17 protein-coding genes are annotated in these 20,149 nt (G+C 66.7%); 8 read left to right on the plus strand and 9 right to left on the minus strand.

The annotated features are described in order from the left end of the window. Positions 1-464: 464 nt before the first annotated feature. Together pdxY and ACFX4F_RS04105 are read left to right on the plus strand one after the other, a co-directional pair. Complete coding sequence (pdxY, locus tag ACFX4F_RS04100) at positions 465-1,373, plus strand: pyridoxal kinase (protein ID WP_099820190.1); 909 nt, start codon at positions 465-467, stop codon at positions 1,371-1,373. Further along, positions 1,370-2,494: a prephenate dehydrogenase gene (locus ACFX4F_RS04105; RefSeq protein WP_099820191.1), complete on the plus strand. Its 1,125-nt coding sequence runs from the start codon at positions 1,370-1,372 to the stop codon at positions 2,492-2,494. The genes pdxY and ACFX4F_RS04105 overlap by 4 nt, the downstream gene beginning before the upstream one ends. A 165-nt stretch (positions 2,495-2,659) precedes the next feature. On the opposite strand, the gene ACFX4F_RS04110 is transcribed toward ACFX4F_RS04105, so the two are convergent. The 5 genes from ACFX4F_RS04110 to ACFX4F_RS04130 all read right to left on the minus strand — a co-directional run bounded on the left by ACFX4F_RS04110 (position 2,660) and on the right by ACFX4F_RS04130 (position 6,850). Next, a complete protein-coding gene (locus ACFX4F_RS04110; protein WP_088101408.1) occupies positions 2,660-2,854 on the minus strand; it encodes a hypothetical protein in 195 nt (64 codons plus the stop codon). A gap of 68 nt (positions 2,855-2,922) precedes the next feature. Next, positions 2,923-4,701 carry an ABC transporter transmembrane domain-containing protein gene (locus ACFX4F_RS04115; protein WP_375067268.1) on the minus strand — a complete coding sequence of 593 codons (1,779 nt, stop codon included), beginning with the start codon at positions 4,699-4,701 and terminating at the stop codon, positions 2,923-2,925. After that, entirely contained in the window at positions 4,694-5,293 is a 600-nt protein-coding gene (locus ACFX4F_RS04120) for an IMPACT family protein (RefSeq protein ID WP_380652552.1), read from the minus strand. Before ACFX4F_RS04120 ends, ACFX4F_RS04115 begins: the two co-directional genes overlap by 8 nt. A 34-nt stretch (positions 5,294-5,327) precedes the next feature. Further along, entirely contained in the window at positions 5,328-6,335 is a 1,008-nt protein-coding gene (locus ACFX4F_RS04125) for a hypothetical protein (RefSeq protein WP_380652555.1), read from the minus strand. Continuing rightward, positions 6,332-6,850, minus strand: coding sequence for an RNA polymerase sigma factor (locus tag ACFX4F_RS04130; RefSeq protein WP_229291374.1), 519 nt, complete (start codon positions 6,848-6,850; stop codon positions 6,332-6,334). The genes ACFX4F_RS04125 and ACFX4F_RS04130 overlap by 4 nt, the downstream gene beginning before the upstream one ends. Before the next feature lie 247 nt (positions 6,851-7,097). Between ACFX4F_RS04130 and ACFX4F_RS04135 the strand changes: the two genes are divergently transcribed. After that, a complete protein-coding gene (locus ACFX4F_RS04135; RefSeq protein ID WP_380652558.1) occupies positions 7,098-9,944 on the plus strand; it encodes an EAL domain-containing protein in 2,847 nt (948 codons plus the stop codon). A 19-nt stretch (positions 9,945-9,963) separates the two neighbouring features. On the opposite strand, the gene ACFX4F_RS04140 is transcribed toward ACFX4F_RS04135, so the two are convergent. After that, the gene (locus ACFX4F_RS04140; RefSeq protein WP_025875132.1) at positions 9,964-10,557 is read right to left on the minus strand and encodes a TIGR00730 family Rossman fold protein; all 594 of its coding nucleotides are present in this window, start codon (positions 10,555-10,557) and stop codon (positions 9,964-9,966) included. A 200-nt stretch (positions 10,558-10,757) separates the two neighbouring features. Further along, complete coding sequence (locus tag ACFX4F_RS04145) at positions 10,758-12,254, minus strand: aminotransferase class III-fold pyridoxal phosphate-dependent enzyme (protein ID WP_380652562.1); 1,497 nt, start codon at positions 12,252-12,254, stop codon at positions 10,758-10,760. A 246-nt stretch (positions 12,255-12,500) separates the two neighbouring features. Here ACFX4F_RS04145 and queA point away from each other — a divergent pair, with 246 nt between their 5' ends. Continuing rightward, positions 12,501-13,532, plus strand: a complete 1,032-nt coding sequence (gene queA / locus ACFX4F_RS04150; RefSeq protein WP_099820217.1) for a tRNA preQ1(34) S-adenosylmethionine ribosyltransferase-isomerase QueA — start codon at positions 12,501-12,503, stop codon at positions 13,530-13,532. Between the two features lie 156 nt (positions 13,533-13,688). Here queA and ACFX4F_RS04155 read toward each other — a convergent pair whose 3' ends face one another. Beyond that, on the minus strand, positions 13,689-14,096 hold the full coding sequence (locus tag ACFX4F_RS04155; protein WP_380652565.1) for a hypothetical protein: 408 nt from the start codon (positions 14,094-14,096) through the stop codon (positions 13,689-13,691). Further along, positions 14,096-15,247, minus strand: coding sequence for a type VI immunity family protein (locus tag ACFX4F_RS04160; RefSeq protein WP_380652568.1), 1,152 nt, complete (start codon positions 15,245-15,247; stop codon positions 14,096-14,098). Before ACFX4F_RS04160 ends, ACFX4F_RS04155 begins: the two co-directional genes overlap by 1 nt. A gap of 166 nt (positions 15,248-15,413) precedes the next feature. Between ACFX4F_RS04160 and tgt the strand changes: the two genes are divergently transcribed. From tgt to secF, 4 genes are all read left to right on the plus strand, one after another. After that, complete coding sequence (gene tgt / locus ACFX4F_RS04165) at positions 15,414-16,544, plus strand: tRNA guanosine(34) transglycosylase Tgt (protein WP_025875126.1); 1,131 nt, start codon at positions 15,414-15,416, stop codon at positions 16,542-16,544. Between the two features lie 136 nt (positions 16,545-16,680). Beyond that, positions 16,681-17,025: a preprotein translocase subunit YajC gene (gene yajC, locus ACFX4F_RS04170; RefSeq protein WP_025875124.1), complete on the plus strand. Its 345-nt coding sequence runs from the start codon at positions 16,681-16,683 to the stop codon at positions 17,023-17,025. Positions 17,026-17,086: 61 nt separating this feature from the next. Then, on the plus strand, positions 17,087-18,943 hold the full coding sequence (secD, locus tag ACFX4F_RS04175; protein ID WP_162292008.1) for a protein translocase subunit SecD: 1,857 nt from the start codon (positions 17,087-17,089) through the stop codon (positions 18,941-18,943). A 15-nt stretch (positions 18,944-18,958) separates the two neighbouring features. After that, on the plus strand, positions 18,959-19,939 hold the full coding sequence (secF, locus tag ACFX4F_RS04180; protein ID WP_099820199.1) for a protein translocase subunit SecF: 981 nt from the start codon (positions 18,959-18,961) through the stop codon (positions 19,937-19,939). Positions 19,940-20,149 lie beyond the last annotated feature (210 nt).

Below are 20,149 nucleotides of genomic sequence, written 5' to 3' on the forward strand. Positions count from 1 at the left end.
GGTCCGGTTGCGGGGGACGCCGTAAATACGTCCCTGTAGGCTTGGCCGCGGCATCCATGCCGCGGACACCCCCGCAACCGGACCCACCCCGCCTTCGACAGATTTCTGCTGCTGTTGGTGGGTGTCGACCTTGGTCGACACGTAGATCCACGCCATGCGTGGATGCTCTTTGATCAATTGTCGAAATATTCGATTTCGATGGAGATTCATCCACGCATGGCGTGGATCTACTGCTCGCGGGGAACTGTCGAAGGCGGGGCACTGTGGGTTTGCGGGGTGTGAGCCGCATGGATGCGGCGACCAAGCCTCCATGGACGGATTCACGGCGTCCCCGCAAACCCACAGTGCCCCGCCATCCCTCGGAGTACCGCTGTTGCTGTTGCTGTTGCCGTGGCTTTGGCCGTTGCCTCTGCAGGTGCAGGGCGCAGCCCTGCCGAAAACCCCCTTGGGCGTAGAATGCGGGCATGAGCGAATCCCTCGACAACCACCTGGTCCACGGCCGCCGCCAGCGGCCCGACGGCCCTTCGCCGATCGATGTCATTTCGGTCCAATCACAACTGGTCTACGGCCATGCCGGCAACAGCGCCGCGCTGCCGCCGATGCGCGCGCTCGGTGTGCGCGTGGCCTCGATCCCGACCACGCTGCTGAGCAATGCGCCGTTCTACGAGACCACCCGTGGCCGAGTGCTGCCCAGTGACTGGTTCGCCGACCTGCTGCTCGGCACGCGCGAACGTGGTCTTCCGCAACGGGCGAAAATGCTGGTGTCCGGCTACTTCGGCAGCGCCGCCAATGGTGCCGCGTTTGCTGATTGGCTGGACGAGATCCTGCCGGCATGCCCGCAGCTGCGCTACTGCCTGGACCCGGTGATCGGCGATACCCACACCGGTCCCTACGTGGAGCCAGGCCTGGAGGCGATCTTCGCTGAACGCCTGCTGCCGCATGCCTGGCTGGTCACCCCGAATGCGTTCGAACTCGGTCGCCTGACCGGCATGCCGGCGTTGGCCGAAGCCGATGCCATCGCCGCCTCGCGTGCGCTGCTGGCGCGCGGTCCGCAATGGGTGCTGGCCCACAGCGTCGGCGGCAATCCGGGCGAGCTGGTGACGTTGGCGGTAGGTCGCGAGGAAACCTGGCGCTGGACCTCGCCGCTGCTGCCGGTCGACGTGGCGGGCACCGGCGACGTGCTGATGTCGCTGATGGTGTCCTTCCTGCTGCGCGGTGAGCCGATGCAGATGGCCATCTCGCGTGCCATCGCCGGCACCCACGCGGCGCTGGAGGCAACCCTGGCCCATGGCTTCGAGGAGTTCGACGTGATCGCGGCCGCACCGGCGGCACTGGCCGACGGGATGCGCTTCCGCGCCGAACGGCTGGCATGAGCGGGCTGCACGAGCGCACGCCGCGCACGGTCGGCATCGTCGGCAGTGCCGGCGCCTACGGGCGCTGGCTGACCCGGTTCTTCGAACAGCACATGCAGGTGCGGGTGATCGGCCACGATCCGGCCGATCCAGATTCGCATGCGCCGGAGCAGTTGCTGGAACAGGCCGATGTGCTGGTGTTCTCCGCACCGATCCGGCACACGTCCGCGTTGATCGCCGAGTACGCGCGCCTGTCGGCTGGCCGCGAGCAGGAACGCTTGTGGCTGGATGTGACCTCGGTGAAGGAAGCGCCGGTGCAGGCGATGCTGGCCTCGCGCGCCGAGGTGGTGGGCCTGCATCCGATGACCGCGCCGCCCAAGGCGCCGACCCTGAAGGGCCGGGTGATGGTGATCTGCGAGGCCCGGCTGCAGCAGTGGCGGCCCTGGGTCGACGCGTTGTGCCAGGCGCTGCAGGCAGAGTGCGTGCGGGCCACGCCACAGCACCACGACCAGATGATGGCGCTGGTGCAGGCCATGGTGCATGCGAGCCATCTGGCCCAGGCGGGTGTGCTGCGCGAGTACCAGCCGCAGTTGGGCACGCTGGCGGCGATGCTGCCGTATCGGTCGGCCTCGTTCGAGCTGGATACCGCGATCATCTCGCGCATCCTGTCGTTGAATCCGGCGATCTATGAAGACATCCAGTTCGGCAATCCCTATGTGGCGCCGATGCTGCAACGGTTGATCGGCCAGTTGCAGACCCTGCAGGCGCAGGTAGGGCAGGGCGACGATGCTGCGCGTGGCGCATTCCGCGAACACCTGCTGGGGGCCAACAGGACTGCCTTCGGCGATCAGGCACTGGCCGCGGGAAACTACACCTTCGAACGCGTCGGCTATCTGCTGGCCGACTTGACCGAGCGCAACGCCCTGTCGGTGCATCTGCCTGAAGACCGCGCGGGTTCGTTGCGCGAACTGCTCAACGTGTTCGAGCAGCATGGCATCAGCCTGGCCTCGATCCATTCCTCGCGCACGCCGGCCGGTGAGGTGCATTTCCGTATCGGCTTCGTGGCGGGCAGCGAGCCAGAGGCTATCGCCGCCGCCGCCGCCGAGGTGGATGCCAGCGGGATCGGCCGGGTGCTCGCATAGAACATTCATCCACAGGGCGTGTGGATGGCTTCTGCGCAAACATGTGGATAACCGGCTGCAGGCCTTGGCAGGCAAGGTTGTCAAGATGGTTGGTCAAAAAATGACCAACCTTTTTTGATGGAACCAACGGCTGAGCCAAACGTGGCTCGGCGCTGCAGCGGAACGCTAGATCGACAACCTGACCTCACCACCGCTGGTCGTGAATTCGCGGCCGTTGCGCACCAGCTGGCGGCCGTCGTCGAGTTCATAACGTGGCGTCGTCTCGGAACCGTGCCCGCTGCCGCTGGCCTCGGGCTTGAACTCGATGATGATGTGGCTTTCGCCATTGCTGTCGACAGCAGGGAACTGACGGAACGACATGGTGGACCTCCCTCAGCGGTTGTTCGCTACGCTGCCAGAGTGATCCGGCCGGTGTTAGCCGGCCGTCATCAATCGATGAACTGCAGGCGTGCAAGCTCGGCATACAGGCCGCCTTCAGCCAGCAGCTGCGCATGCGTGCCCTCGGCCACGATGCGGCCATGATCCATCACCACGATGCGGTCGGCCTTCAGCACGGTCGCCAGCCGATGGGCGATGACCACCGTGGTGCGCCCGGCCATCAATCGTTCCAGTGCCTGCTGCACGCCATGCTCGCTTTGCGCGTCCAGCGCGCTGGTGGCTTCGTCGAGCAGCAGGATCGGTGCGTCCTTCAGCAAGGCACGGGCGATCGCCACACGTTGTTGTTGGCCACCGGACAGGCGGGCACCGCGCTCGCCCAGTTCGCTGTCGTAACCCTGCGGCAGTGCCCGCAGGAAGGCGTCGGCCTCGGCGGCACGGGCTGCCTCTTCCACTTCGGCGTCGCTGGCCTCCAGCCGGCCATAGCGGATGTTGTCGCGTGCGCTGGCGGCGAACAACGTCGGCTGCTGCGGCACCAGCGCGAGCTGTGCGCGAAGCGCGGCCGGATCGACGTCGCGCACATCGATGCCGTCCACGCAGATGCGCCCGGCGGCCGGATCGTGGAAGCGCAGGAGCATCGACAGCACCGTGCTCTTGCCGGCGCCTGAGGGGCCAACCAGGGCGACGGTTTCACCCGGTCGCACGTGCAGGTTGAAATGGTCCAGTGCGGCCTGGTCCGGTCGCTGCGGGTAGTTGAACACCACGTCGTCGAAGTGGATTTCGCCACGCAGTGGCTGCGGCAGCGCACGCGGCGTGGCCGGCGCACGGATCTCGATGTCTTCCTGCAGCAGCTCGCCGATGCGGCCCATGCCGCCGGAGGCGCGCTGCAGTTCGTTCCACACTTCGGCCAAGGCACCGACCGAGCCGCCGCCGATCAGTGCGTACAGCACGAACTGACCTAGCGTGCCGGCGCTGAGACGCCCGTCGATGACGTCGTGCGCGCCCAGCCACAACACGCCGACAATCGCGCCGAACACCAGCAGGATGGCACTGGCGGTGACCAGCGACTGCGCGCCGATGCGCCGGCGTGCGGCGCGGATCGCATCGCCCAGCGCATGGTCGAAACGGCCGCGTTCATAAGGTTCGCGCGCATGCGCCTGCACCGTGCGCACCGCGCCCAGCGTTTCGCTGGCCAGGCTGTTGGCATCGGCGATGCGGTCCTGGCTGCTGCGGGCGACAACGCGCAGTTTGCGCGCGCCGATGATGATCGGCAGCACCGCCAGCGGAATGCCGAGCAGCGACCAGGCGGCCAGCCGTGGGCTGGTGACGAACAGCATCGCCAGGCTGCCGACCACGGTGACGCTGCTGCGCAGCGCCACGGACATGGTCGAGCCGACCACGCTGCGCAGCAGTTCGCTGTCGGCGGTCAGGCGCGACACCAGTTCGCCGCTGCGGCTGCGGTCGTGGAAGCCAGCGCCGAGCTGGATCAGGTGCGCGTAGAGGCGGCTGCGCAGATCCGCCACGACCTTCTCGCCGAGCAGCGAAACAAAGTAGAAACGCGCGGCCGTCGCCAGCGCCAGCACCACAGCCACCAGCATCAGCAGCGCAAAGGCACGGTTGATCTGGCCGCCGCTGCTGAAGCCGTGGTCGATCATCTGCTTCACGGCCGGCGGCAGGCTCAGGGTCGCCGCCGAAGAAACGGCCAGGGCCAGCAGCCAGGCGCTGAACAAGCCGCTGTGGCGGCGCACGAACGGCCACAGCGTACGCAGGCTGCCCAGTCGGCGCAGCGGCGGGGTGGCCGGGTCGGAGGCCGGTGCGTCCTTGTCAGTCATCGAGGCGGTCATCTTGTTGGATACGGATACGATCACGGGTGGCGTCGCGCAGGCGGATTTTCAATGCGTCGACCTGGTCGGCGGGCAATTCCACCCGCAATCTCACGCCATTGGCATCGAACTGTTCATCGCGCTTTTCGGCGGCATGGGCGGGCAGGGCCGCGTGCAGTGCGCCCAGATCCTCGAATCCGGCCAGCAGCTGCAGCCGCGCCATCGCGACCAGCGGCAGGCGTGGCGCGGTGCGCAGGCATTCGGCAGCGGCGCCGCCGTACGCGCGGACCAGGCCACCGGCGCCCAGCTTGATGCCGCCGAACCAACGGGTGACCACCACCATCACCCGGTCGAATCCCTGGCCATCAATGGCGGCCAGGATCGGCCGGCCAGCGGTGCCGGCCGGTTCGCCATCGTCGCTGGAGCGATAGTCCTGGCCGTGCCGGTAGGCCCAGCAGTTGTGGGTCGCATCGGCCACGGCCACCTCCTGCAGAAAGGCCAGCGCAGCAGACGCACCCTCGATCGGCGCGGCATGCGCGATGAAGCGGCTGTGCTTGACGTCGAGGGTGTAGCTGACCGGTTGGGCGAGGGTATCGGGCATTCCCTTCATTCTACGGGCTTGCCGTCGACATGCCTCAGTCGTCCAGCAATGGCCGCACATCCTTTGGCAGTCGCGCCTCGGGATAGGTCTGCAGGTAGCGCTCCAGGCTCGCCCTGGCCAAGTCGCGCTGGCCGGAATCGCGACGCTCGCGGATCTTCTGCAGCCATTGCCGGCGGGGCAGCCCGGCATCGGCCTGCACTTCGGCCTGTACGGCCTCCGCGCTGAGGCCTGCATCGCTGGCGCGGCGCATGACGCCCGGTGCGGTTCGGCCGGCCGCGTCCTGCTTGGCCGCGGTGAGTGCGATGCGGTCTTCGGCCGTGGCCTGTGCGGAAGACGTTGATTCCGCCGTCGCCGCCGTGGCCTTGCGCGCCCTCATCGCCGCAGCAGGAGCCGCAGGCGCGGATGCAGGCGCAGGCATCGAATAGGCTTCCGGTGCGGCTGGCGCTGCCGCAGGCATCGCAGGCGCGGCGAACGCTGTGTCGGCGGCGGGCGCAGGTGGCGGTGCCGGCGCCATCATCGGAGCAGGTGCCTGTCGGGGTATGGCGGGCGCGGGCTTCGGCACGTCTGCGATGGCTGCCGCCGAAGCAGGTGCTGCCTCAGCGGCCGCAGGTGCAGGTGCTGCTGTCGGTGCCGCTGCCGCTGCACGTGCCGGCGCAGTCTCGGCGGCGGCGACATCGGCGGCTGCGCTGTCGGAGGCCATGCCTTCGGCGTTCGCATCGGCTGCCATTTCCCGTGCAGCCGGCGCGGTGGCAACCGCCTCCGCAGGGGCCGACGGCGGCTCAGGGCGCATCTGCCAGGCAATGCCGACGGCGAACACCGTCGATGCGGCTACGCCGAATACGGCCGGCCAGCGGCGGCGCGGGCGCAGCGTACGCGGTGCGGCCGGCAGCAGAGTCGCCTCAGGGGCCGGCGCCTCCACGGCCGCACGCGCGGCGGCCAGAATCGCCGCGTCCAGCGCCGGCGGAGGGCTCTGTTCGGCGCGGCGCCCCAGCAGGCGTGCCAGCTCGCGTTCTTCCGGCGTCAGTGGATCGTCTCGGTTCATGCGTTCAGTCCCGCACGCAGCTTGTCCATCGCATAGCGCAGCCGCGATTTCACGGTTTCCCGGCCAACGCCGGTGATCTGGCCGATCTCCTCCAGGCTCAGTTCCTGTTCCAGCCGCAGCTGCAGCACTTCACGCTGTTCTGCGGGCAGTTCTTCCATCGCCAGTTGGATGCGGCGACGTTGTTCGAATTCGGACAGCTCCGCTTCCGGGGTCTGCCCATCCTCCAGCGCGGCCAGGCGCAGATCGGCATCGGCCGGTGCAGGGGGGCGATGGCGGGCGGCGCGCCAGTGGTCATTCAGGCGGTTGTGGGCGATGCGGAACAGCCAGGTGCTGAAGGCCGCGTCGGCCTGCCAGCCGGCCCGCGCGCTGATCACCCGCTGCCAGACGTCCTGGAACATCTCCTCGGCCAGCGCGGTGTCGCGAAGCTGCCGCAGCAGGAAGCCGAACAGGCGCTTGCGATGACGTGCATACAGGCTTTCGAACGCGTGCACTTCACCGGCGGCCCAGGCCAGCATCAAGGCTTCATCGGTTGGCAGGGCGCTGGCATCCACGCCGTACAGGGTAAGCCCTGCGGGCGGTGGCGCATAGCCGGCGATGGTGTGGGACAGGGCGACAGTCACGGCGGGAATCGGGAGAGGATCGACAGGAAAAACGTCCGACGGCACGTTTCGGGGTTAGCGGGCTTCCATTGCCCCCCGGGTGGCGCGTTATGCTCGGTAATTCAGGGGAGGCGGCGCTCAGGCGGCGCCAAGAGAACGTCATTTGTCCACCGAAGCCGACCGCGCGCTGGAAGCGTCACACAACGAGCCCGTGCTGAGCGCGGCGCTGGTGCGCGCGCTGCATGCGCTTCTGCCGGAAACGGCGGTCGTGCGCGTCGGCTGGGACGATCCGCAGCTCGGCAGCGGGCAGGGCGGTTGGCCGACCGGCAACGGTGACGAGGACGTCTGGTCGCCGCTGGCCGACCCTGCCGAAGGCCACCACGGCTGGGAGTACGACGGCGCCCGGCTGCTGCTGTCGGTACGCGGCGCGACGCCTTCCCCGGCCTGGTGGGGGCTGGCCCGGCAGGCCATGGAACTGGCCCTGCAGCGTGGCCGCCAGGCGGGGCAGATCAAAGCGCTGGAAGAGGCGGAGCGGTTGCAGCAGGCGCTGTTCCAGATTGCCGACCTGGCCGGTGCGGACCTGGAAATGAGCGAGATGCTGCGCCATGTGCACGGCGTGCTGGGTACGCTGATGTACGCGGAGAACTGCTACATCGTCGAGTACGACGATGCTCGTCGGCAGATCCGCTTCCTGTACTTCGCCGACCAGGTCGATGACTTCGTCGCCGATCCTGCACAGGGCTACGACATCGACCAGATGCCACGCAGCCTGACCGTGGCGCTGCTGCGGCATGGCCGGCCGCTGAGCGGGCCCTCGCGCGAACTGCTGGCCCGCGTCGACCAGGAGCACGACCCGCAGCGCGGCCCGGAAAGCCTGGACTGGCTGGGCGTACCGATGCTGCGCGATGGCCGCGTGTGCGGTGCGATCGTGGTGCAGAGTTACGAGCATGCCGACCGCTACGGCGAAGCCGAACGCGCGCTGCTGGGTTTTGTCGCCCAGCACGTGCAGACCGCCATGGACCGTCGCCAGGCGCAGGTGCGGCTGGAGCAGCAGGTGGAACGGCGCACGCAGGAGCTGCAGCGCGCCAATCTCAGCCTGCAGGATGAAGTGGCCGAGCGCCGCCGCGCCGAGCAGTTGCAGACCGCGCTGTACAACATTGCCGAAATGGCGATGTCGGCCGACAGCCTGGCGCAGTTCTACGGGCAGGTGCACGGCGTGGTCGGGCGCTTGCTGGATGCGCGCAATTTCTATATCGCGCTGGTCAATGCCGAGGGCGATGGGCTGGATTTCGTCTATTCGGTCGACGAGCACAACGCGAGTCGTGCACCGCGCGCGTTCAGTCGCGGCCTGACCGAATATGTGGTCCGCCATCGGCGCCCCCTGCTGGCCTCGCGTGCACAGATCGATGCGCTGCTGGAAACCGGCGAGGTGCGCGAATCCGGCGCACGTTCGCAGTGCTGGCTCGGCGTGCCGTTGCTGCGCGATGACGAAGTGGTCGGTGCGATCGTGGTGCAGAGTTACACCGAGCAGATCGCCTTCAGCGTGCATGACCAGCGCCTGCTGATTTTCGTCGCGCAGAACATCGGCACCGGTCTTGCGCGCCAGCGCGACCAGCAGCGCCTGCGCTCGGCGCATGCCGAACTGGAAAAGCGGGTGGAGGAGCGCACCCGTGAACTGGCCGAGGTCAACGACAAGCTGCTGGGCCAGATCGGCGAGCGCCTGCGCGCCGAGCAGCGACTGACCCACCAGGCCATGCACGACGCGCTGACCGGGCTGCCCAATCGCCTGCACCTGCTGGACAGGCTGCAGGATGCGCTGGCGCTGGCCCGGCGCGAAGGCGGGCCGGTGTTCGCGGTGCTGTTCCTGGACCTCGACCGTTTCAAGCTGGTCAACGACAGCATCGGCCACGCCGCCGGCGATCGCATGCTGGTGGAAGTGGCCAAGCGCATCGTGTCCATGGCCGGTGACAACGACGTGGTGGCGCGCCTCGGCGGCGATGAGTTCGCCGTGCTGCTGCACTGTCCGGAGGGCCTGGCGCAGGCCCTGGATTTCGGCCAGCGGTTGTTGCTGGCGCTGCAGGAGTCGATGTGGATCGCCGGTCGCGAGCTGTTCCCGTCCGGCAGCCTGGGCATTGCCCTGTGGAACCCGCGCTATCGCACCGGCGAGGAACTGCTGCGCGATGCCGATGCGGCGATGTACCGGGCCAAGGCGCAGGGCCACGACCGCTGCTCGATCTTCGATGAGGAGATGCGCGAGCAGGCGCTGCGCAGCCTGGATCTGGAGGCTGACCTGCGACGGGCGATCAACAATCGCGATTTCGTGCCGTTCTACCAGCCGATCGTGCGCCTGGCCGACGGCGAGGTGGTCGGCCACGAGGCCCTGCTGCGCTGGAAGCACGAGCGCCGTGGCCTGTTGCTGCCGGGCGCGTTCCTGGAACTGGGCGAGGAAAGTGGCCTGATCGAACAGGTCGACTGGTTGATCTACGAGCAGGTCATCGCAGGCCTCGCCGACGGCGGGCGTGGCTACGTGTCGGTCAATGTGTCGCCACGGCATTTCCGCTCGGCCGAGTTCAGCGAGCGCCTGTATGGGCTGCTGGAGGCCTTCAACGCGGACCCGCGGCGGCTGCGCCTGGAGATCACCGAGGTCGCGCTGCTCGACGATGGTCCGCATACGCTGCGCATCCTGAAGGGCCTGCGCGAACGCGGCATCCAGGTGCAGCTGGATGATTTCGGTACCGGCTTCTCGGCACTGTCCTACCTGCACCGTTTCCCGATCAGCACCTTGAAGATCGACCAGAGCTTCATTGCCGGCCTGCACGGGCCGGAGGCGCAGAGTACGCGCGCGCTGGTGGAGGGCGTGCTGTCGTTGGCACGCACGCTGGGCATCGAGACGATCGGCGAAGGCATCGAGACCGAGGCGCAGCGTGACACGCTGTTCGAACTCGGCTGCGACTACGGCCAGGGTTACTTGCTGGGTCGGCCGGCGCCGTGGACGCGCGCGGCGGCCTGAGCCACCGCGCGCGCAGTCTTCAACGCAGCGCCGCGCGGCGCTTCTCGTCGATCCATTTCGACGCCTGGGCCGGCTGGTAGTTCTTCATCCAGGCCAGCATCTCTTCGATGTCCGAGCCGTACCACAGGTCCTGGCGCTGCTCGGGGTGCAGGAAGCGCTCTTCCACCATGCGATCGATCATGCCGATCAGCGGTGCGTAGAAGCCGTCCACGTCGAGGAACGCGCACGGCTTGTTGCCGATGCCGAGCTGGCGCCAGGTCAGCATCTCGAAGATCTCTTCCATGGTGCCGAAGCCGCCGGGCAGGGCGACGAAGCCATCGGACAGATCGAACATGCGCGACTTGCGTTCATGCATCGAACCGACGATCTCCAGTTCGGTCAGGCCGCGATGGGCCACTTCCCAGTCGGCCAGCTGGCGCGGAATCACGCCGGTGACCTCACCGCCGGCGGCGAGCACGGCATTGGCCACGGTCCCCATCAGGCCGACGTTGCCGCCGCCGTACACCAGGCGCATGCCGTCGCGGGCGATGCGGTCGCCCAGCGCGATGGCGCGTTCGGTGTAGACCGGCTTGCTGCCAGCGTTGGAACCGCAGTACACACAGATCGACTTCATGGATCTTCCTGTCTTGGCCGGAAACGAAAACGCCCCGCCGTTGACCAGTGAAGCCGGTCGCAGGGCGGGGTGTCCGGGCAATTATGAGGCCTTGCCGTTGTTCTCTGTAGCGCCGGGCCATGCCCGGCGGCATTTCGTTCAGATCACGGCCAGCCCGTCAGCCCCAGCCGGGCGGCGCCCGGCGCTACGCGGGTGCGGAGTTACGCAGCGGCAGCCTGCTCGCGGCGGGGCCCTTCACGCAGCGCGCGGCCCACCATGCCCACCAGCAGGTCCAGCTCGCTGCTGTCCATGCCGAAGTGCGGGGTGAAGCGCAGCGAGTTCTCGCCGCCATGGATCACGTTGATGCCGTGCTGGCGCAGCCATTCCTCCGTGGAATTGGCGCCATAGCACTTGAACTGCGGCGCCAGCTCGCAGGAGAACAGCAGGCCGGTGCCCTGCACCTTGGTGATCAGGCCGCCCAGCTCGTTCTTCAGCTGCTCCAGCTTGCGCACCGCTTCGGCGCCGCGCTCGGTGATGTTGGCGCGGACCTGCGGGGTCAGCTCAGCCAGGGTGGCGCAGGCCACGTCCAGCGCGCGCGGGTTGCTGGTCATGGTGTTGCCGTAGATGCCCTTGCGGTACAGCTGCGCGGCGTGCTCGGTCACCGCCAGCACCGACAGCGGGTACTGCGCGGCGTTCAGTGCCTTGGAGTAGGTTTCCATGTCCGGCGCATCCAGGCCTTCGAAGCCCGGATAGTCGACCACCGACAGCACGCCATGGGCGCGCAGGCCAGCCTGGATCGAGTCCAGCAGCAGCAGGCTGCCATGGGCGCGGGTCAGTTCGCGGGCCAACGCATAGAACGCAGGCGGCACGGAGCGGCCCGGGTCGCCTTCGCCCATCACCGGCTCCAGGAACACCGCTTCGATGAACCAGTTGTTCTGCGCGGCATCCTCGAACACCTTGCGCAGCCCGGCCTCGTCGTACGGGGCGACGGTGATCACCGACTCCTCACCACGGTAGCTGGCCAGGTGCTGCATGTAGGTCTTGCGGCTGGAATCGGAATACAGCGCCGGGCGGTCGGTACGGCCGTGGAAGCTGCCCTTGATGACCACCCGCTTGATCGCCGCACCGGCATGGCGGGCGCCCGGGTCGGTCTGCAGCTTGGCGTTGACGTCGGCGATGCGCGCGGCCAGGCCAACCGCTTCGGAGCCGGAATTCAGGCACATGAAGCGCGTGAACGGACAGCCGCCACGACGGTGGCCGATCTCGGCCCGCAGCGCGGTGATGAAGCGCTGCTGGGACAGGCTGGGGGTCATGATGTTGGCCATCACCTGCGGCCGTGACATTGCCTCCATGACCGCATCGGGGGTGTGGCCGAAGCCGAGCATGCCGTAGCCGCCGGCGTCGTACAGCACCGCGCCCTTCAGGGTGACCACCCACGGGCCGCGCGCGGCCAGCGCCACGTATGGGGTCACCGCATCATCGGCGTAGAAATTGACGAAGCCGTCCTGCATGGCATCGATCTGCGCCTGCTCATCCTGTGCCAGCAGCGGCCCCAGCTCGGCCTGCACGCGCGCGAATTCGGCAGCAGCGGCATCGACTGCGGCAACCAGTTGCGGATGGTTGGCGGCGAGGGCAGTCAGGGTTGCGTCATCCAGGCCGTTGGTGAGGCGGGTGCCGGGCTGGGTGCGCAGGGGGGCGAGGCGTTCGATGAAGCTCATTGCAGATCTCCTGAAACGTTGGGTCGCACGGGCCTTCAAAAGCAAAACGCGCGTCTTTACGCGCGCTTGGGGCGGGCTCGTGCAGCGGACTTCCTCGTCGATGCTAGCACTTGTTTTTTTGCGCGATAACCCCGCAAAAGACTGCTGCATAGCAGCATTTTGCGCGACGTTCGGGCTCGGTCGTGCCGGCTCGCAGACGCTGGACGTACAATGCGCGCCATTGTCGACCTGTTGCCGTCCACTGCCTTGAAGAAGTCCGATTTCCATTACGACCTGCCGGCCGAACTGATCGCCCAGGCCCCCTTGGCCGAACGCTCGGCGAGCCGCCTGCTGCTGGTGCCGCCGGCACCGGCTGCCTTCACCGACCTGCAGGTGCGCGACCTGCCGTCGCTGCTGCAGCCGGGCGACCTGCTGGTGTTCAACGACACCCGGGTGATCCCGGCGCGCCTGTTCGGGCAGAAGGCCAGCGGTGGTCGCGTGGAGATCCTGATCGAGCGCCTGCTCGGCGGTCAGCAGGCCCGTGCGCAGGTGGGCGCCAGCAAATCGCCGAAGGCCGGCAGCCGCATCGCCCTGGATGCCGGCGGCGAAGCCGAGGTGCTGGGCCGCGACGGCGAGTTCTACGTGCTGCAGTTCCACGTACCGGAGTCGCTGGAACAGTGGCTGCTGCACGCCGGGCGGCTGCCGTTGCCGCCCTACATCCAGCGTGAGCCGGGCGTGGACGATCGCGAGCGCTACCAGACCGTGTTCGCGCGCGAAGTGGGCGCGGTGGCGGCGCCGACCGCCGGCCTGCACTTCGATGAGGCGCTGCTGGCGGCACTGAAGGACAAGGGCGTGGATTTCGGCCACGTCACCCTGCACGTGGGCGCAGGCACGTTCCAGCCGGTGCGCGCCGACGACCTGAAGGACCACGTCATGCATCGCGAGTGGCTGAACGTGGGCGCCGAGCTGGTGCAGCAGGTGCGGCGCACGCGTGCGGCCGGTGGCCGGGTGATCGGCGTCGGCACGACCGTGGTGCGCGCGCTGGAAAGCGCGATGCGCGATGGCGAACTGCTGCCGTTCGCCGGCGAAACGCAGATCTTCATCACCCCGGGATACCGGATCCGCAGCGTCGACGCGATGGTGACCAATTTCCACCTGCCCGAAAGCACGCTGCTGATGATGATCTCGGCCTTCGCCGGCAAAGAGCGGGTGTTCGAGGCCTACCAGCACGCCATCGAGCAGCGCTACCGCTTCTTCAGCTACGGCGACGCGATGCTGCTGTTCCCGCAGGCGGGCTGAGACGCCAACACGCGCTTGCGGTGGGTGCGCACCGTTCGTGCGCACTTGCGGTGCCTGAGGGGTGGGAAAGCCACGCATGGCGTGGCTCTACTGTCGCCCAGTAGATCCACGCCATGCGTGGATGATTCTGTCCGCGAGCGGGTTCCGCCGGGTTGCTCAGCCCAGATCCACGTTGCACTCGCTGAGCAAGACAGATTGGCCGTCCGAGACCATCAAATGGCGACCTTGGATACGGGCCAAGCGAACGCCCAGTGTCCTTGCCCCGGCTTCCACCGCCGCCCGCCATCCATCCAGATCGCCGTGGAAGGAAAGGGCTCGGAAGCGCTGGCCGTTCGGTGCAACTATCCGGCAGCTGTCCGATACGATGCCACCGCTGCTTGCGACGATCTCGCCGGCAGAGTCCAGCAGCGTGTGGAACTGACTTGCAGCACCGCTCGTTTCGTAGTCTTCGTAATAGACAAATTCCACGCCGGCCACAGTGTTCGTTCCTGGGGCGGTTCGATCGGCACTTTGCTCGATTTTTCCGCAGAGGATGCTTTCCAGGGTTTTTCGGTCGTTGTTCATTACTCGCCTCGGCTCATTCCGGGCCCGCTTGCGCGATCAACCGGATCCCGAGCGGGGGAAGGGGGGCTCGTCCTGAACGCGCCACCCATGCGCGGCTGTTGCTGCGCAAGTCTTGCTTCGTGGGTTGAAATCTCTGAAGGATCGACTTCAAATCGACGTATCCACTGATCGGCGTGCCGGCCGATCAGCCTCGGCTCTGCGGACTTCGGGTTGGAATGGAGATTGCCAGCCGATGCTGGTCGGATACCCCTGAGTTGATGGTCCAGCAGCACATAGGCCGGCGGTCGTGGATCCTCTGCGTCTACGAGGGCGAGGGGCCTTGCCCCGGCTTGGACCATGACGCCGTTACCATAGTCGTGAAACGTGAAATGCTTCTCGGCAAGAGCGCTGCGGAGTTGATCGACCCCTCCGGCCGCTGCCAGCCGGGCATGATCCAGCAGGGTCAACCAGCTCACCGTCTTGATCTTGAAATTCTTGAATTCGGGTCGGTTGGCCAGGTGCGCAGCGTGCCCCGCATCCAAGCCCGGAAGACGCTGGGCCAGTACTGCTTCGACAGGCTCATTGCGCTCGCGGCGTACCGCGCTCAGATTCAAGGCGTAGCCTGCATGCCCATGCTCGGCCCTCAGCCAGCGTGCGCAGTTGATCGCCAGTTCGATGAAAGGGCGCCAGCACCCCGAGACGTGGCCAATCGGGACCGACAGTTCGAATACGCTCATGTCGCTGCCCATCCGGGATTGCCAGCCACGCTTGCCATAAACGAGGAACTGCCAGGCGCCCGCGTCCTCGGCCTTGGAGCCGCTGGTGTAGCAGAAGCTGAGATGGTCGTCTTCCGACAACGGTTCGATCATTTCGCGCAGCGTCTTGCAGTCCTTGACGCGCTGCCGGGGGAGCCCATCCTTCGGTTTCTCGCGCCAGAGCCATGACAAGGCATCCCCCGCGAGCTCGTGGAACGCGTCGAAACAAAGGCAGAGGTGGTCTCTCGTCGGGACCGAGTGTGCATCCTTGAAGTAGAGGGTCAGGCGTAGGCACATCACCGCGCCTATATAGCTCGCGGGGCCGCCCGGAAGAAGCAGGTCGCCAGGAAGCTTGAGCGACTCCAGTGCGTCCGTAGTCCATTCAATCTCCAGGGGAAGCTCGCGCAGGGTGGACATGAGTGAAGTGCCAGCATGTGTAACTGCTCACCCTAAGAAGAAGGCTTCCAGGCGCCAAGGCCAATTGCGACAAGCAGGTGTCGTATGGACACCTGTTCAGGCCTGAATGGGCGACCGGCCCTGTTTTGGGAGACAATGGGCGACTATTTGCCCGAACGACCGCTCCATGTCCCGATTGCAGTTCCAGCTCCAGACCCGTGATGGCCGCGCCCGCCGTGGCCGCCTGACCTTCCCACGTGGCACGGTGGAAACGCCGGCCTTCATGCCGGTGGGGACCTATGGCTCGGTCAAGGGCATCCTGCCGGACCAGGTGCGCGCGCTGGGCGCCGAGATCATCCTCGGCAACACCTTCCACCTGTATCTGCGCCCGGGCCTGGACATCATCGCCGACCATGGCGGCCTGCACGGCTTCTGCCGCTGGGATGGCCCGATTCTGACCGACTCCGGCGGCTTCCAGGTGTTCTCGCTGGCCCACCGCCGCAAGATCACCGAGCAGGGCGTGACCTTCGCCTCGCCGACCGACGGTGCCCGCGTGTTCCTGGGGCCGGAAGAGAGCATGAAGATCCAGAAGGTGCTCGATTCGGACGTGGTGATGATCTTCGACGAGTGCACGCCGTACCCGGCCACCGAGGACGTCGCCCGCCGCTCGATGGAGCTGAGCCTGCGCTGGGCCCAGCGCAGCCGCAACGCCCATGATGAACTCGGCAACGACGCGGCCCTGTTCGGCATCGTCCAGGGCGGGGTACATACCGACCTGCGCAGCCGTTCGGCCGAAGCCCTGCAGGGGATCGGCTTCGACGGCTATGCCATCGGCGGCCTGGCCGTGGGTGAGCCGGAAGACGAGCGCAATGCCATGCTCGACCATCTGGACCCCGAGCTGCCCGCCGACCGTCCGCGCTACCTGATGGGCGTCGGCCGCCCCGAGGACCTGGTCGAGGGTGTCGCACGTGGCGTGGACATGTTCGACTGCGTGATGCCGACCCGGAATGCGCGCAACGGCCACTATTTCACCTCGTTCGGCACCGTCCGCATCCGCAATTCACAGTACGCGCGGGACATGGACCCGATCGAGCCGGGCTGTGGCTGCGTGGCCTGCGCCGGCGGCTATACCCGCTCGTACCTGCGTCATCTGGACCGCTGCAACGAGATGCTGGCGCCGATGCTGGGCACCCAGCACAACCTCTTCTATTACGAAAAACTCATGGCCGACATCCGCGCGGCCATCGAGGCGGGAACCTTCCTGGCCTTCCGCGAGTCCTTCTATGCAGCACGCGGGGCGGTAGCGCCGCCCCTGTAAACCCGCAGCACCCCCTGCCAAACGGCCCAAGGACGAATGCCCGGGGCCGTGGCATACTTCAAGGCTGACCCAGATCCGCGGTCGACACCTCGTGCCCGTGAAACGGCCGAAGCGCCGCCCAACCAAAGGACCAACGATGAACCTGCTTGCCTTCCTGATTCCCGCCGCCCACGCCCAGGCCGCCGGCGGCCAACCGCAGGGCATGGGCCTGACCACGCTGCTGTTCCCGATCATCCTGATCGCCATCATGTACTTCCTGATGATCCGCCCGCAGATGAAGCGGCAGAAGGAGCACAAGGCCATGCTGGAGAAGATCAAGCGCGGCGACGAAGTGCTGACCAACGGCGGCATCGCCGGCAAGGTCACCGATATCGGCGACAACTTCGTCACCGTCGAAGTGGCCGAAAACGTGCGCATCCGCGTGCAGAAGGGCGCCGTGGGCAGCGTGCTGCCGACCGGTACCCTGGATTCGGCCAAGTAAGCCACTCCCTTTCTGAAGCACAACCGCGGCGCCGGGGATGGCGCCGCGCGGGACCCAAGCAATGCTCGAATTTCCACGCTGGAAGTACGTCGTCATCGTGATCGTACTGGCGCTCAGCGCGCTGTACGCACTGCCCAACATCTACCAGAAGGACCCTGCCATCCAGATCACCGCCAACCGTGGCGGCCAGATCGACGATGCGCTGCGTGACCGTGTGCTGGCCGACCTGAAGAAGGCCGGTGTCACCACGCTGGGCGCAGAGAAGGAAGGGGACAGCCTGATCGTCCGCCTGTCGGACCTGAAGTCGCAGTCCGCCGCCAGCGATGCGCTGCGTGACAGCGTGGGCGAGAACTACACGGTGGCCCTGAACCTGGCCTCGACCGTGCCGGACTGGCTGGCCAAGCTCGGCGGTCGCCCGATGGTGCTGGGCCTGGACCTGCAGGGCGGCGTGCACTTCGTGCTGCAGGTCGACCAGAAGGCTGCGCTGGACAAGCGCCTGGATGCCTACACCGAAGACGTGCGCAGCACCCTGCGTGATGCGCGCATCGCCTACCAGTCGGTCGAGCGTCGTGCCGACAACACCATCGTCGCCAACCTGAGCCCGTCGGCCGGCGAAGATGCCGGTACCCGTGCCCGCGCCGCGCTGGCCAAGGCGCAGCCGACCCTCGGCTACGACGTCAGTGGCAACCGCATCACGGTGTCCATTCCGGAAGCCGAGATCGCGCAGATCGCCAACGGCGCCATCGAGCAGAACATCAATACCCTGCGCAACCGCGTGAACCAGCTCGGCGTGTCCGAGCCGATCATCCAGCGCCAGGGCGCCGACCGCGTGGTGGTACAGCTGCCGGGCGTGCAGGACACCGCCGAAGCCAAGCGCATGATCGGCGCCACCGCCACCCTGGAATACCGGGCTGTGGTGGAAGGCAACGCGCAGGACGCCATCGCGTCGGGTCGTATCCCGCCGGAAGCCAAGGTCTACCAGCGTCGTGACAACGGCGGTCCGGTGCTGCTGAACAAGCGCGTGATCGTCACCGGTGACCAGATGGTGGCCGCGCAGGCGGTGACCGACTCCACCAGTGGCACCCCGGCAGTCAGCGTGACGCTGAACAACGTCGGTGGCCAGCGCATGTTCGACTTCACCAGCGCCAACGTGAACAAGCCGATGGCGGTGGTCTACACCGAGCGCGTGCCGACCGTGACCGTCGTCGACGGCCAGGAAGTGCGCGGCTTCAAGGTCAACGAGGAAGTCATCTCGGTGGCCAACATCAACGGCGTGTTCGGCAAGAACTTCCAGACCACCGGTCTGCAGAAGAAGGAAGCCGAGGACCTGGCCAAGCTGCTGAAGTCGGGCTCGCTGGCTGCGCCGATGGACTTCGTCGAAGAGCGCGTGGTCGGCCCGAGCCTGGGTGCGGAGAACGTCAAGAACGGCATCACCGCGGTGGTCTACGCGTTCATGTTCACCCTGGTGTTCTTCACCATCTACTACCGCATGTTCGGTCTGATCACCTCGATCGCGATGCTGTTCAACCTGCTGATCGTGGTGGCAGTGATGTCGCTGTTCGGCGCGACCATGACCCTGCCGGGCTTTGCCGGTCTGGCGTTGTCGGTCGGTCTGTCGGTCGACGCCAACGTGCTGATCAACGAGCGTATCCGTGAAGAGCTGCGTGCCGGCGTGCCGGGCAAGACCGCGATCGTGACCGGCTACGAGCGCGCCTCGGGCACCATCCTCGACGCCAACCTGACCGGCCTGATCGTCGGTGTGGCGCTGTTCGCATTCGGTACCGGTCCGCTGAAGGGCTTCGCGCTGACCATGATCATCGGTATTTTCGCTTCCATGTTCACCGCGATCACCGTATCGCGTGCACTGGCGACGCTGATCTACGGCCGTCGCAAGAAGCTCCAGAACGTGGCCATCTGACGGGACGACACGCACATGAAACTGTTTCCGCTGCACATCCTCCCGAACGATACCCAGATCGACTTCATGCGCTGGCGCCATGTCGCGATGGTCGTCACGATCATCGTGTTCCTGGCATCGATCGGCATCATCGGCTTCAAGGGCTTCAACTACGCTCTGGACTTCACCGGCGGCACCCTGATCGAAGCCCGCTTCGAGCGCCCGGTGGACGTCGAGCAGGTCCGTTCCAAGCTGGAGCAGAACGGCTTCGACGGCGCCCAGGTACAGAGCGTCGGTGGCAACACCGACCTGCTGATCCGCCTGGCCCCGCACGGTGAGCACGCTCCGGGTACCGGCGGCGCCTCTGCCGAAGACAAGGCCACTGCTGCGGCCGTGGTCAAGGCGGTCTCTTCGGCCGACAATCAGGCCACGGTGCTGCGCAACGAGTTCGTTGGCCCGCAGATCGGCAAGGACCTGGCGATGAATGGCCTGTACGCCACCATCTTCATGCTGGCCGGCTTCCTGATCTACATCGCGGTGCGCTTCGAATGGAAGTTCGCGGTCACCGCCAGCATCGTGGCCATGTTCGACCTGATCGTGACGGTGGCTTACGTGTCGCTGCTCGGCCGTGAGTTCGACCTGACCGTGCTGGCCGGCCTGCTGTCGGTGATGGGCTTTGCGATCAACGACATCATCGTGGTGTTCGACCGCGTCCGCGAGAACTTCCGCAGCCTGCGCGTGGAGCCGATGGAAGTGCTGAACCGTTCGATCAACCAGACGCTGTCGCGTACGGTGATCACGGCGGTGATGTTCTTCCTGTCTGCGCTGGCCCTGTACCTGTACGGCGGCAGCTCGATGGAAGGCCTGGCCGAGACGCACATGATCGGTGCGGTGATCGTGGTGCTGTCCTCGATCCTGGTGGCGGTGCCGATGCTGACCATCGGTGCCCTGCGGGTGACCAAGCAGGATCTGCTGCCCAAGGCCAAGGACGTCGAGGCCCTGGCGCGTCGTCCGTAAGCCTCCGCTGCACGCAGTACACAGAGAACCCCGCGCAAGCGGGGTTTTTTGTTGGCAGGGCTGCGCCCTGCACCTGCAGAGGCCAGAGCAACGTCAACGTCAACGTCAAAGGCGAGTATCCGTGGTTGGGCGGGGCGGTGTGGGTGGGCAGGACACGCCGTAAACCCATCCATGGGGGCTCGATGGCGCCATCCATGGCGCCAACGGTCC

Origin of the sequence: Stenotrophomonas sp. YIM B13575, assembly GCF_042787595.1 — a bacterium.
GTDB classification, from domain to species: Bacteria; Pseudomonadota; Gammaproteobacteria; order Xanthomonadales; family Xanthomonadaceae; genus Stenotrophomonas; species Stenotrophomonas lactitubi_B.